Annotated in this window: 11 protein-coding genes; 8 read left to right on the top strand and 3 right to left on the bottom strand. The window is 46.4% G+C overall.

The genetic code is table 11. The annotated features are described in order from the left end of the window. Positions 1-9: 9 nt before the first annotated feature. Together KHO06_RS13055 and KHO06_RS13050 are read left to right on the top strand one after the other, a co-directional pair. Positions 10-678, top strand: coding sequence for a TRAP transporter small permease (locus tag KHO06_RS13055; protein ID WP_212581720.1), 669 nt, complete (start codon positions 10-12; stop codon positions 676-678). A gap of 3 nt (positions 679-681) precedes the next feature. Then, positions 682-2,043: a TRAP transporter large permease gene (locus KHO06_RS13050; protein WP_005437607.1), complete on the top strand. Its 1,362-nt coding sequence runs from the start codon at positions 682-684 to the stop codon at positions 2,041-2,043. A 36-nt stretch (positions 2,044-2,079) separates the two neighbouring features. Here KHO06_RS13050 and KHO06_RS13045 read toward each other — a convergent pair whose 3' ends face one another. The 3 genes from KHO06_RS13045 to KHO06_RS13035 form a co-directional block, all read right to left on the bottom strand. Next, positions 2,080-2,262: a hypothetical protein gene (locus tag KHO06_RS13045; RefSeq protein ID WP_043883365.1), complete on the bottom strand. Its 183-nt coding sequence runs from the start codon at positions 2,260-2,262 to the stop codon at positions 2,080-2,082. Between the two features lie 77 nt (positions 2,263-2,339). Beyond that, positions 2,340-3,677: a sigma-54 dependent transcriptional regulator gene (locus KHO06_RS13040; protein ID WP_212581719.1), complete on the bottom strand. Its 1,338-nt coding sequence runs from the start codon at positions 3,675-3,677 to the stop codon at positions 2,340-2,342. Between the two features lie 4 nt (positions 3,678-3,681). Continuing rightward, the gene (locus KHO06_RS13035; protein WP_212581718.1) at positions 3,682-5,487 is read right to left on the bottom strand and encodes an ATP-binding protein; all 1,806 of its coding nucleotides are present in this window, start codon (positions 5,485-5,487) and stop codon (positions 3,682-3,684) included. Between the two features lie 524 nt (positions 5,488-6,011). On the opposite strand from KHO06_RS13035, the gene tig reads away from it, so the two are divergent. From tig to ppiD, 6 genes are all read left to right on the top strand, one after another. After that, a complete protein-coding gene (gene tig, locus KHO06_RS13030; protein WP_045397570.1) occupies positions 6,012-7,316 on the top strand; it encodes a trigger factor in 1,305 nt (434 codons plus the stop codon). Positions 7,317-7,422: 106 nt separating this feature from the next. Beyond that, on the top strand, positions 7,423-8,049 hold the full coding sequence (clpP, locus tag KHO06_RS13025) for an ATP-dependent Clp endopeptidase proteolytic subunit ClpP (RefSeq protein WP_005430931.1): 627 nt from the start codon (positions 7,423-7,425) through the stop codon (positions 8,047-8,049). A 71-nt stretch (positions 8,050-8,120) separates the two neighbouring features. Beyond that, positions 8,121-9,401, top strand: coding sequence for an ATP-dependent protease ATP-binding subunit ClpX (gene clpX, locus KHO06_RS13020; protein ID WP_005430932.1), 1,281 nt, complete (start codon positions 8,121-8,123; stop codon positions 9,399-9,401). A 131-nt stretch (positions 9,402-9,532) separates the two neighbouring features. Next, the gene (lon, locus tag KHO06_RS13015) at positions 9,533-11,884 is read left to right on the top strand and encodes an endopeptidase La (protein ID WP_005529911.1); all 2,352 of its coding nucleotides are present in this window, start codon (positions 9,533-9,535) and stop codon (positions 11,882-11,884) included. A 192-nt stretch (positions 11,885-12,076) separates the two neighbouring features. Beyond that, a complete protein-coding gene (locus KHO06_RS13010; protein ID WP_005430934.1) occupies positions 12,077-12,349 on the top strand; it encodes an HU family DNA-binding protein in 273 nt (90 codons plus the stop codon). Between the two features lie 214 nt (positions 12,350-12,563). After that, entirely contained in the window at positions 12,564-14,423 is a 1,860-nt protein-coding gene (gene ppiD / locus KHO06_RS13005; protein ID WP_212581717.1) for a peptidylprolyl isomerase, read from the top strand. Positions 14,424-14,457 lie beyond the last annotated feature (34 nt).

Raw genomic sequence — 14,457 nt, 5'->3', positions numbered from 1 at the left:
GATGTAATTATGGAACAGACTTTTTTTGCCAAGGCAGGGCGGATCACCGATGCCATTGAAGAGACGTTGATTGCGTTCTTTCTTGGCGCGATGACATTGCTGACGTTTGCCAATGTGATTTTTCGCTATGTCTTTAACGATAATATTCTTTGGGCGCTGGAACTGACGGTGTTCATGTTCGCATGGATGGTACTGGTCGGCGCATCTTATGGTGTGAAGAAGCATTTTCACATTGGTGTCGATGTCATCATCAACATGGTGTCGGAGCCAAAACGAAAAGTCCTCGCACTGCTTGCAGCTGCTGCTTGTATAGCGTTTTCTATTCTGCTTTTGGTCGGTTCTTGGAACTACTGGTATCCGTTTGTCACTGAGCGTGCATGGTATGAAACCGACGATATCCCGATGCCAGAGATGTTTCAGTTTTTAGCCGATTGGCTCAATGAAGGTGAGCGCTATGAGAAGCTGCCTCGCTTTATTCCTTACTTTGCTTTGCCCCTTGGTATGGCGCTACTCACTTTCCGTTTTGTGCAAATCACTTGGCAGATCGCAACAGGCAAACTGGACCGCTTGATTGCAGGTCATGAAGCCGAGGAAGAGTTAGAAGCGCTAAAAGAAGAACTCAGTGAAGCCGCAGACGCGATTCCAAATGGTTCTTCATCAGATCGCAAGGAGCAGTAAATCATGGATATTCTGTTTTTATTCTTGATGGTGATTGGCTTCATGCTGATCGGTGTGCCAATTGCTGTCTCGCTGGGCCTTTCCAGTATTCTTTTCTTATTAATGCACTCGGATGCGTCTTTGGCTTCCGTTGCCCAGACATTGTTTAACGCGTTTGCTGGCCACTACACTTTGTTAGCGATTCCTTTCTTTATCTTGGCCTCAAGCTTTATGTCTACCGGTGGCGTGGCGAAGCGTATTATCCGCTTTGCGATTGCTATTGTTGGTTGGTTCCGCGGCGGTTTAGCGATGGCGTCAGTTGTGGCATGTATGATGTTTGCGGCGCTATCGGGTTCATCCCCTGCAACCGTAGTAGCGATTGGTAGCATTGTTATCGCTGGTATGATCAAGAACGGCTACTCGAAAGAGTTTGCAGCGGGTGTTATCTGTAATGCGGGAACGCTGGGCATTTTGATCCCACCTTCTATCGTGATGGTGGTGTATGCCGCTGCAACGGATGTGTCGGTTGGGCGTATGTTCCTTGGTGGCGTTATTCCGGGGTTGCTGGCGGGCGTGATGTTGATGATTGCGATTTACATTGCCGCGAGAATCAAGAACCTGCCAAAACAACCTTTTGTTGGTTGGAAAGAAACCTTCGATGCCGCCAAAGACGCAAGTTGGGGTTTATTGCTGGTGGTGATTATCCTTGGTGGTATCTACGGCGGTATCTTTACTCCGACAGAAGCGGCGGCGGTGGCGGCGGTGTATTCATTCTTCATTGCTAACTTTGTCTACAAAGACATGGGGCCATTTGCTGACAAGCAGAACACTAAACCTGCATTGGTTAAAATCTTCCAAACGTTTGTTCATAAAGATACTAAGCATACGCTGTATGAAGCAGGCAAGCTGACCATCATGTTGCTGTTCATCATTGCTAATGCTCTGATTCTTAAGCACGTGCTTACCGAAGAACGCATCCCGCAAATGATCACCGAATCTATGCTATCAGCGGGTCTAGGGCCGATTACCTTCTTAATTGTGGTTAACGTGTTGCTGCTGATTGGCGGTCAGTTTATGGAGCCGTCTGGCTTGCTCATCATCGTCGCACCGTTGGTGTTCCCAATCGCGATTGCACTGGGTATTGATCCGATCCACCTTGGCATCATGATGGTGGTGAACATGGAGATAGGCATGATAACCCCGCCTGTGGGGCTCAACTTATTTGTGACCGCTGGTGTGGCGAAGATGTCGATGATGAATGTGGTGAAAGCGGCATTGCCATGGGTGGCGGTGATGTTCCTCTTCCTGATTATCGTCACTTACGTGCCTTGGGTATCGACTTGGTTGCCAACGACATTGATGGGGCCAGAAATCATCACTAAGTAATGGTTTTTAGCCATAAAGACAAAGAGGTGTGACTATTCACACCTCTTCATCTATGGATTTATAGGCTGGTCTTCTTGGGTCCGGTTTCACTCGACGCTCGTAACCGAGCCATTTCTTTTTGTTTTTACGCCGGTCTTCTCCCGAGCGCCTCTCTTCTTGATAATGCCCGTCAACCATCACAGTATCGGTGATCACGGGGATTTTGATCTTTTCTGTCATATCCGTTTAAGCCATCTTTTCGTTGTTATAAAAAGTATGATTCAAGTTGGATATAACGACAAACCGCAAACTGCGTTTTATTTATATAGATCCTTATCTATCTGATAGCGTTGCATTTTGTCGTACAGGGTTTTTCGAGGCACATTCAATTGTTCCATGGTCTGTTTGATACTGCCGCTGTTCTCCAGTAATGCACTTTCTATCGCGGCTTTTTCAAATTCCGCTACCTGCTCCGCAAGGCTAGATGAAGATGGAGACGTCGAGGCGGTATCTCCCAATTGGATTAATTTACCCAGTAGGACAAATCGTTCAGCTGCATTTCGTAGTTCGCGCACATTACCCGGCCAATCATGCGCCATTAACTGAGCCAAATCTTGTGAGGAGAGGCTAGGAGAGGTTTTGCCGTAACGAGATGCGGCAACCAATAAAAAGTGATGGAACAGCGCAGGAATGTCCTCTTTGCGCTCGCGCATTGGCGGTAGATCGAGAGTGACCACATTAAGGCGATAATAAAGATCCTGACGAAATGTGCCTTCCTCTGCCGCTTGTTTTAAGTCGACCTTAGTAGCCGCAATGACGCGAATATCCAACGGCAGCAATTCGTTCGAGCCAACACGTTCAATCACCCTTTCTTGAAGCACCCTTAGCAAACGAATTTGTGCCTGAATCGGCATAGATTCGATTTCATCCAAAAACAGTGTGCCGCCCTGTGCAAACTCAAACTTACCAATGCGACGACTTTCTGCTCCGGTAAAGGCACCTTTTTCATGGCCATAAAGTTCGCTCTCGATAAGGTTCTCTGGCACCGCGCCGCAGTTAACGGCAACAAAGTTTTGATTGCGGCGATGACTTTGTTCGTGAAGAGAGCGAGCAATCAGCTCTTTACCTGTGCCGGTTTCACCAAACAACAAGATATCTGCGTCGGTATCGGCGATATGCGTGATAGTCTCTCGTAGCACTTGGATGCTAGGAGTCTCACCAATGATTCTTGGCCCAAGGGTTTTACTTGCTTTGAGTGACTGGCGCAGTTTTTCGTTTTCATTGGTGAGCTTTCGCTTCTCAATGGCCCGCTTAACGGTTTCCACTAGGTGCTCTGGCGCAAAAGGTTTCTCGATAAAATCGTAAGCGCCCTGATGGAGAGCTTGTACGGCCATGGAGATATCGCCGTGTCCGGTGATCATGATGACGGGGAGGTTTGAATCGCGCTGAGTGAGTGTGGTCAGCAAGTCCATGCCAGAAATTCCCGGTAAGCAGATGTCGGTGATCACGACGCCCGCTTCTTCGCCTTGCTGCATGGCAATTAAAGCCGATTCAGCATCCGGAAAAAACTTGGCATCGATATCCGCCAGCTCAAAAGTTTGCTCGATGGCCAGTCTGAGATCGGCTTCGTCGTCAATAAAAAACACCTGACACATGGTCTCATCCTTCTGGTTGTGCGGCGAGCGGTGTAACAATAGGTAGGCAGAGTGAGAATCGAGCACCGCCTTGTTCTCGATTCTGTGCGCTTAATTTGCCATTCATACTGGCTAAGATTTGTTGGGAGATAGAAAGCCCTAGCCCCAAGCCATTTTGTTTGGTGGTAAGGAAGGGTTCGCACAGTTCTGAAAGGGTAACATCACCCAGTCCTGAACCGTTATCGTCCACATGAATCCAGACGAGTTTGGCCTCGCGGTCTTGAACCACGGACAGCTCGATTTGCTTGTCCTCTTGCTCTCTAAGTGCCTCTATCGCATTGGTGATTAAGTTCACTAACACTTGTTCGAGTTGAATCGTATTAATCTGAACGTCGACATCCTGCCCTAACAAATTGGTTGTTAGGGTTACTCGTGCTGATTTTAAAGCAGGCTTCATCAACTCTTTTGCTGAAGCAATGACGGGTAGTAGCTGAGTGTGAACCAGCTCATTGCCACTGGTTTTCTTGGCAAAAGACCGCAGTTGTTGACTGATGTTAGCCATTCGGTCGGTAAGGGCTGAGATGCGAGTAAGGTTGTCTTCAACACGCTCGAACTTCTCTTTGTGGAGGAACAGTTTACCGTTCTCAGCGAAACTACGAATAGCCGCCAATGGATTGTTGAGTTCATGGCTGATGCTGGCCGACATTTGCCCCAGTACCGCCAACTTGGCCGCTTGAACCAATTCGTCTTGAGTCTGACGAAGGGTTTGTTCGGTTTCGCTGCGTTGAGCAATCTCGGCTTGTAACTCAGCGGTACGCGCCATCACCTGGTATTCAAGTTTCTGATTGGCTTCTTGTTGGATTCGCTCAATTTGACGGTGGCGTTGTTGACGGTGGTAGACGAGCTGGCCAACCAAAAATAGAACCGTGAAGCTAAGCGTTAACACGAGTAAATAGCCCATGGTGATCCAAACCACGGACTGCTTGGGAGACAACACTCGGATGGTGAGTTTGAGATCTTGCAGAGGGAGAGAAGAAACCACCAGTGTGCCTCGATTGTATGGGTAGCCTTGCTTCGCTTCTGTATGCGCCAAACCCATATCGCCAACAAAACCCAGTGACTCGATGGTGGTGTCTAAATACTGGCGGCTAGCCCAAATCTCTGCAGTTTTTGGATCGTCGAGTGGCTGTAAGCTTTTGAATAGCCAGTCACTCCGGCTACTCATAAATACAATGCCATTTGGGTCACTTGCAACAAAGACGCTTTTAGGGTGTTGCCAGTTATCTTCTATCTTACTTAAATCCATTTTGACCACCACGACACCAAGCACGCCCCCGGCATAGACGATTGGGTAGGAGTAGTAGTAACCGCGCTTTCCTGAGGTAGATCCGAGGGCGTAATATTCAGCACGCTGACCGACAATCGCCTGTTTGAAGTAGGGACGGAAAGCAAAGTTGCGGCCGATAAACGAACGCTCCTTGCGCCAGTTACTGGCGGCTATCGTCGTGCCCCATTTGTCGATCAAATAAGTGTCTGAAGCGGCAATGACATTGTTGACCGATTCTAAATATCGATTAGTGATTTCCAGTTGGGCACTGTTGTCTGGATTGAGTAGGGCTTCAACCAAAGGTTCGTCTTTTGAAAGCAGGTGAGGGATGTGCGCGTACTTATCTAACTTGTTCTGAATATGGCTGGAGAACCGCTCTAACTGGGATTGATGTTTATCGAGCAAAGATTGGTAGCTGGCCTGCCAAACCCAATGCCCACCAACGAAGGCACAAAGGAAATAGAAGGCAAAAAAAATCAGTAGAATACGACTTTTTTGCGACATCCTTGCGCTCCCTTACATCTTGTTTTCACCACGTAAGAAAATGTTAATAGTTTGTAGGGATGAATGGGGATTTCGTTTCCAACTCTGTGGAGTAAAACAAGAGCAAGATCTCTTTTTAGGCTTTTCAATAAAAAAAGCTGTCGATTCTCTTGAAAAAGTCGCTATTGTCCCCATTCTAGATATGCTGGCTGAGGCGAAGCGATGCTAAAAGGGCATTTTTCGTAAAAATTGAGTCCGTATTCGAGAATTTAGCGCAGACAATGTCCACATAGTGGCTATTGGCTCGACAGGATTGCGACAGATCGCTAGAATGTCGCGTCTAAAAATTCTGTCCTGAGGCTAATAGGAGATACCTTTTGCGTTTGCTGAGGATATCACTGATTAGTCCGGTGTTGGTTTCCAGCATCGATACTCGGTTTTAACTTAGGTGTTCGGACAGGACACTACACAAGGATGAAGCGTGAACTCAAAGAGTCTCGCTCATAAGCTCGGGAAGACCGAGCCACTTTAGAGGTTTATATATAATGCAAGTTACTGTTGAAACGCTAGAGGGCCTAGAGCGCCGTCTAAACATTACTGTTCCAGCTGCAAACATCGAAGACGCTGTAACAGCTGAACTACGCAACATCGCTAAAAACCGTCGTTTCGATGGTTTCCGTAAAGGTAAAGTGCCTCTAAAAATGGTTGCTAAGATGTACGGCAAAGCAGTACGTCAAGACGTTCTTGGTGAAGTTATGCAACGCCACTTCATCGAAGCGATCGTAAAAGAGAAAATCAACCCAGCTGGCGCACCAACGTTCGCTCCAGTTGAAAACAACGAAGGCGCAGATCTAGTATTCACTGCAACTTTCGAAGTTTACCCAGAAGTTGAGCTAAAAGGTCTAGACAGCATCACTGTTGAAAAACCAACAACTGAAGTTAACGATTCAGACGTAGAAGAGATGATCGAAACTCTACGTAAGCAACAAGCTACTTGGGCTGAAGTTGAAGAAGCTGCAGAAGCTGGTAAGCGCGTAAGCATCGACTTCGTTGGTTCTATCGACGGTGAAGAGTTCGAAGGCGGTAAAGCTGAGAACTTCCCACTAGAAATGGGCGCAGGTCGCATGATCCCAGGTTTCGAAGACGGTATCGAAGGTAAAACTAAAGGTATGGAATTCGAAATCGACGTAAACTTCCCAGAAGATTACCACGCTGAAAACCTAAAAGGTAAAGCGGCTAAGTTTGCAATCAAAGTGAACAAAGTTGAAGCTCGTGAACTACCAGAACTAAACGACGAGTTCGTTTCTAAGTTCGGTGTTGCTGAAGGTGGCGTTGAAGCACTTAAAGCTGAAGTTCGTAAGAACATGGAGCGTGAACTTAAGCAAGCTGTTAAGAACCGCATCAAAGAGCAAGCTATCGACGGTCTAGTTGAGCAAAACGAAATCGACGTACCAGCTGCACTTATCGACCAAGAAATCCAAGTTCTACGTCAACAAGCTGCACAACGCTTCGGTGGTAACCCAGAAGCAGCTGCACAGCTTCCACGTGAACTGTTCGAAGAGCAAGCTAAACGTCGCGTAGTTGTAGGTCTTCTACTAGGTGAAGTAATCAAGTCTGAAGAGCTAAAAGCTGACGACGAGAAAGTGAAAGCACTTATCGAAGAGATGGCAACTGCTTACGAAGATCCATCAGAAGTTATTGCTTACTACGAGCAAAACGAGCAAATGATGAACAACATGCGTAACGTTGCTCTAGAAGAGCAAGCTATCGACGCGATCATCGCTAAAGCACAGGTTACTGAGAAAGAAGTAAGCTTCAACGAGCTACTTAACCAACAACCTGCTGCTTAATAAGCAATATCTTGCGTAGAAGGTTGACTTAACGTCGATTATTCTGCTAACAATGGTCCGTATGATACATCATCATCCGGGCCATTTATTTTAGGGACATAAGAATATGAGCTACCAAGAAAAAAACGCAATGTCGCCAATTATTGACGCGCTAGTGCCAATGGTGGTTGAACAAACTTCCCGCGGCGAACGCTCTTACGACATTTACTCACGTCTGCTTAAAGAGCGCGTGATCTTTTTAACTGGTCAAGTGGAAGACCACATGGCAAACCTTGTCGTGGCTCAACTACTTTTCCTAGAATCTGAAAATCCAGATAAAGATATTTTCCTATACATCAACTCACCAGGCGGCAGCGTAACAGCAGGTATGTCTATCTACGACACCATGCAGTTCATCAAGCCAAATGTAAGCACAGTATGTATGGGTCAAGCTTGCTCTATGGGTGCGTTCCTGCTTGCAGGTGGTGCGCCAGGTAAGCGTTACGTTCTGCCTAATTCACGTGTGATGATCCACCAACCATTAGGTGGCTTCCAAGGTCAAGCTTCTGATATCCAAATCCATGCTCAGGAAATCCTGACCATCAAGCAGAAGCTAAACAACCTATTAGCAGAACATACTGGCCAGCCTCTTGAAGTGATTGAGCGCGATACCGATCGTGACAACTTCATGTCGGCAGATCAGGCAGTAGAATACGGTATTGTGGATGCAGTGTTGAGCCACCGCGGCGAGTAATTTAGCCAGCGCATTTTGGCTAAATTTGATATACACTCATTCATAAAGAGTAAAGGCTAAGAGGTTAGCGAATGACAGATAAAAGCAAAGAAAGTGGCAGCGGCAAATTGCTGTACTGCTCTTTCTGTGGCAAAAGTCAGCACGAAGTTCGCAAGCTAATCGCAGGTCCGTCAGTTTACATTTGCGACGAGTGTGTCGACTTATGTAACGATATCATTCGCGAAGAAATCAAGGATGTTCTCCCTAAGAAAGAATCTGAAGCGTTACCAACGCCAAAACAGATCCGTGAACACCTTGATGACTATGTGATCGGACAAGATTACGCGAAAAAAGTGCTCGCAGTTGCGGTATATAACCACTACAAGCGTTTACGCAATGGTGATACAACGAGCGAAGGTGTGGAACTTGGTAAAAGTAACATCCTTCTAATTGGTCCAACGGGTAGTGGTAAAACACTGCTTGCTGAGACGCTAGCTCGATTCCTGGATGTGCCATTTACAATGGCTGACGCTACCACACTAACCGAAGCAGGTTACGTTGGTGAAGACGTTGAAAACATCATCCAGAAGCTTCTGCAAAAATGTGATTACGATGTAGCGAAGGCTGAACGCGGCATTGTATACATTGACGAAATTGACAAAATTTCTCGTAAAGCTGAAAACCCATCAATTACGCGCGACGTATCTGGTGAAGGTGTTCAGCAGGCGCTACTAAAACTTATCGAAGGTACGGTTGCATCGGTTCCGCCACAAGGTGGTCGTAAGCATCCGCAGCAAGAATTCCTACAAGTGGACACGTCTAAGATCCTGTTCATCTGTGGTGGTGCATTTGCTGGCCTAGATAAAGTGATTGAACAGCGTGTAGCGACAGGCACAGGTATTGGTTTTGGCGCAGAAGTGCGCTCTAAGAACGAAACCAAAACAGTCGGTGAACTATTTACTCAGGTAGAACCTGAAGATCTAGTGAAATACGGTCTGATCCCTGAGTTTATCGGTCGTCTACCAGTAACAACAACACTGACTGAGCTTGATGAAGAAGCGCTAATTCAGATCCTATGTGAGCCGAAGAACGCACTGACTAAGCAATACGCAGCATTGTTCGAGCTAGAAGACGCAGAACTTGAGTTCCGTGAAGACGCGCTTCGTGCTATCGCTAAAAAAGCGATGGAGCGTAAAACGGGTGCTCGTGGTCTACGCTCAATCTTAGAAAGCGTTCTGCTAGAAACCATGTATGAACTGCCATCAGCGACGGACGTAAGTAAAGTCGTAATTGATGAATCAGTGATTAACGGTGAATCAGAACCATTGCTCATTTACAGCAACGCCGACAATCAGGCCGCTGGAGCAGAATAAATTCAGCCATGAATAGAAAGGAGGTAAGTAATTACCTCCTTTTTTTTATTTCTCTTATTGAATCCAAATAATTAGACCCCATATACTGCCTTAAGTAATACGTTAAACGTGAAAGCGGAAGAGAGAATTATATGAACTTGGAACGTTCCGAGCGTATCGAGATCCCGGTATTACCTCTACGTGACGTAGTGGTCTACCCACACATGGTCATTCCATTGTTTGTTGGTCGCGAGAAATCGATTAGCTGTCTAGAAACGGCGATGGAAACAAACAAACAAGTTCTGCTTGTGGCACAAAAGCAAGCTGACACTGACGAGCCGACGGTTGACGACCTATTTGAAGTAGGTACGGTAGCAACCATTCTCCAGCTTCTTAAGCTACCTGACGGCACCGTTAAAGTGCTGGTTGAAGGTCAGCAACGCGCTAAGATTAACCACTTCAAAGAAAGCGAATTCTTCCTTGCTGAGGCTGAGTTTGTGGTAACGCCAGAGCTTGATGAGCGTGAGCAAGAAGTGATTGTTCGCAGTGCGATTAACCAATTTGAAGGCTTCATCAAACTGAACAAAAAGATCCCGCCAGAAGTACTGACTTCACTAAGCGGTATTGATGAAGCGGCGCGCTTAGCAGATACGATCGCAGCGCATATGCCTCTTAAGCTGGTGGACAAACAACAAGTACTTGAAATCGTTGATGTGACTGAGCGTCTTGAGTTCCTAATGGGCCAGATGGAATCAGAAATCGACCTTCTTCAAGTAGAGAAACGCATCCGCGGTCGTGTTAAGAAGCAGATGGAAAAATCTCAGCGTGAGTACTACCTGAATGAGCAAATGAAAGCGATTCAGAAAGAACTTGGCGAGATGGAAGACGCACCTGACGAGTTCGAAACACTGAAGCAAAAGATTGAAGAATCGAAAATGCCTCAGGACGCACGTGAAAAGACAGAACAAGAGCTGCAAAAGCTTAAGATGATGTCTCCAATGTCTGCAGAAGCGACAGTGGTACGTAGCTACATCGACTGGATGGTAAGCGTTCCTTGGAACAAGCGTTCTAAAGTGAAGAAGAACCTTGCGAAAGCAGAAGAGATTCTAAACGAAGACCACTACGGTCTAGAGCGTGTTAAAGAACGTATTCTTGAGTACTTAGCGGTACAAAACCGTATCAACAAGCTGAAAGGCCCTATCCTTTGTCTTGTAGGTCCTCCTGGTGTGGGTAAAACATCGCTAGGTCGCTCTATCGCAGCTGCAACAGGCCGTAAATACACTCGTATGGCTCTGGGTGGCGTGCGTGATGAAGCGGAAATCCGCGGTCACCGTCGTACTTACATTGGCTCATTGCCAGGTAAGCTTATTCAGAAGATGTCTAAAGTTGGCGTGAAAAACCCGCTGTTCCTTCTGGATGAAATCGACAAGATGTCTTCAGATATGCGTGGTGACCCATCATCAGCACTATTAGAAGTTCTAGACCCAGAACAAAACAATGCATTTAACGATCACTACCTAGAAGTAGATTACGATCTGTCTGATGTAATGTTCGTCGCGACGTCTAACTCGATGGATATTCCGGGTCCGCTACTTGACCGTATGGAAGTGATTCGTCTTTCTGGTTATACAGAAGATGAGAAGCTAAACATTGCCAAACGTCACCTTGTTGATAAGCAAGTGAAGCGTAACGGTCTGAAACCAAACGAAATTACCATCGAAGATTCGGCAATCATCGGCATTATTCGTTACTACACGCGTGAAGCGGGTGTGCGTAGCCTCGAGCGTGAGATTTCTAAGATCTGCCGTAAAGCAGTGAAGAACATCCTGCTTGATACGAGCTTGAAGTCTGTGACGGTGACAATGGACAATCTGAAAGAGTACCTAGGTGTTCAACGTCATGACTTTGGTAAAGCAGATGACAGCAACCGTATTGGCCAAGTAACTGGTCTAGCTTGGACACAAGTTGGCGGCGATCTACTAACGATCGAAACGGAAGCGATGCCTGGTAAAGGTAAGCTGACTCAAACGGGTTCTCTTGGCGACGTAATGAAAGAGTCGATCCAAGCGGCAATGACGGTTGTACGTTCACGAGCTGAAAAGCTGGGTATCAACTCAGACTTCTACGAGAAGCGTGACATCCACGTGCACGTACCAGAAGGCGCAACACCTAAAGACGGCCCAAGTGCGGGTATCGCAATGTGTACTGCGCTAGTTTCTAGCTTGACGGGTAACCCGGTAAAAGCAGAAGTAGGTATGACAGGTGAAATCACTCTACGTGGTGAAGTTCTACCTATCGGCGGCCTAAAAGAGAAGTTACTTGCGGCACACCGTGGTGGCATCAAAACGGTACTGATTCCGAAAGACAACGAGCGTGATTTGGAAGAGATTCCAGAAAATGTTATCGCGGATCTGAAGGTTATCCCAGTACAGTGGATCGACGAAGTTCTGAAAGTTGCACTAGAGCGAGACCCGACGGGCGTTGAGTTTCAGTCTCAAAAATAGTGATGTGCAGCAAAAATAAGTAAAACTTTACGCTGATAGGCCTAAAAAGGCTTGTCAGCGTTTTTTTTTGGAGGCTAAGTTAAGTTCGAAAGCTTGCAGCCCTTGAAGGATAAGGGGCGAAGCATATTTTCTTAATTATGGAACGAAAGTCATCACAAAAATAATCACAGATGACACAAAGGGGAAATCACAGTGAATAAAACTCAACTAGTAGAACAAATCGCAGAAAACGCAGACATCTCTAAAGCATCAGCTGGTCGCGCTCTAGACGCATTCATCGAAGCAGTAAGCGGTACGCTTCAGTCTGGTGATCAAGTTGCTCTTGTTGGCTTCGGTACATTCAGCGTTCGTACTCGTGCAGCGCGCACTGGCCGTAACCCAAAAACTGGTGAAGAAATCCAAATCGCAGAAGCTAAAGTACCTTCTTTCAAAGCTGGTAAAGCTCTAAAAGACGCTTGTAACTAATTCTTTGCGTCGATGACGCAGAGCTGGTTCAGCGAACGGCCGTTGCATAATTTTTGTCCAAACAGTCAGATTTGAACAAAAATTTACAAACTAAGAGCCGAACTTTCTTAAATTATGCGCATCCTACTGATGCGCATTTCTTTTTCTGATATTATCGCGACATTACATTTTCTATTAGAAGCAGTCGGCTTCAATTGTGGAGAGCAGTTAAATTATGATGGATCGACTACGCGAAGGCGTGAACAGCATCGCGGTCAAAATTATCCTTGGACTTATCATCCTTTCTTTCGTATTTGCTGGTGTAGGTAGCTACATCGTTGGCGGTAACAACAACGCAGCAGCGAAAGTAGGTAATACCGAGATTGCTCGTGGTGAGTTCGAGATGGCTTACCAAAATGAGCGTAACCGCATGCAAGCTCAATTGGGTGATTACTTCTCTCAAATGCTGGCTGACCCTGCATACGTTGAATCTTTCCGCAAATCTGTTCTAGATCGTATGATCAACGACGTGCTGCTTGACCAACAAGCAGAAGCTCTTGGCCTACGCATTAGCGATGCTCAAGTACGTAGCATGATTCTAGATATGCCTCAGTTCCAATCGAACGGTAAATTCGACCAAGAGATCTACCAAGCATCTCTACGTCGTGCAGGTTTCTCTCCAGATTCTTTTGCTGAGTACATGCGTCGTGAATTGGTTCGTGAGCAACTGTTGAACGCACTACAAACCAGTGAATTCACTCTACCTGGCGAAGTTCAATCTGAAGGTAAACTGTTCACTCAGACTCGTGACGTTCGCACGATCACTATCGATTTGAATGAGTTTGCTAAGAAGGTAGATCTGACTGACGAAGAAATTCAAGACTACTACAAAGCAAACCCAGAAATGTTCACTCGTCCTGAACAAGTTAAGGTTGCTTACATTGAGCTTTCAGCTGACGAGCTTAAGAAGCAAATCCAAATTTCTGACGAAGACGTTAAGAAATACTACGATGAGCACCTAGACAAATACTCTACAGAAGAGCAGCGTCGCGTAGCGCACATCCTTGTTGAGGGTGATGACGAAGCGAAAGCACAAGCGATTCTTGACGAGCTAAACGGTGGCGCTGACTTCGCTAAGCTAGCAGAAGAAAAATCAGACGACTTTGGTAGCGCGGAAAACGGCGGTGACCTAGGTTGGATTGAGCGCGATGTGATGGATCCTGCATTCGAAGAGGCTGCATTCGCACTTAAGAACCCTGGTGATATGACAGGTCTAGTGAAGTCTGACTTTGGCTACCACATCATCAAGCTAGAAGAGCTTACAGGTGCGGTTGCTAAGCCGTTCTCTGAAGTTGCAGCTGAAATCAAACAAGAAATGGTTGACCAGAAAGCGGTTGATCAATTCTACGAACTGCAAAACGAACTTGAGAAAGTGGCGTTTGAATACCCAGATTCTCTAGACGACGCTTCTAAAGCGGTTGGTCAGAAAGTGAAGACAACGGACTTCATCTCTCAAGCTGATGCGCCTGAGGTTCTTAAGAACCAAGCGGTAATGCAAGCAATCTTGAGCCCAGAAGTGAAAGAAGATGGTCTGAACTCTGAAGCTATCGAAGTGGCGCCAGAGCACATCATCGTCGTTCGTGTTGAAGATGCTCGTGACGAGACGGTTCTTCCTCTTGCTGACGTGAAAGACCAAGTGGTTGCTGAACTGTCTCGCGTTAAAGGTGAGCAAGGTGCAATTGAACTAGGTACTAAAGTTGTCGCAGCTCTGAAAGATGGCAACAAAGACATCCTTGCAGAAAACGACCTAGCGTTTGGCGAGCAAGAATCTGTTGATCGTCGTTCTCCACTCGCTGCAACAGTATTCGCTATGGCGAAACCTGAAGGTGACAAGCCTGTATACGGTCAATCTAAAGATCTAGAAGGTAACGTTGTAGTTGTTGAGCTTGATGCGGTACACGCGGAGCTAGACAGCGCGCTAGAAGAGCAAGTTGCGATGCAAATGCAACGTGCTTCGTCTCAACAAGATCTTACTTCGGTAATTGCAGTACTGCGCGCAAACACTGACATTGAGTACTTTGTTGTGAGCAACTAAGCATTACTGATGTAATTTGCATGTTAACTAAAAC

Origin of the sequence: Vibrio sp. B1FIG11, from assembly GCF_905175335.1 — a bacterium.
In the GTDB taxonomy this organism is placed as follows: domain Bacteria; phylum Pseudomonadota; class Gammaproteobacteria; order Enterobacterales; family Vibrionaceae; genus Vibrio; species Vibrio campbellii.
Note: the sequence above shows the minus strand (reverse complement) of the source record. Positions and strands in the feature narration are given on the sequence as shown.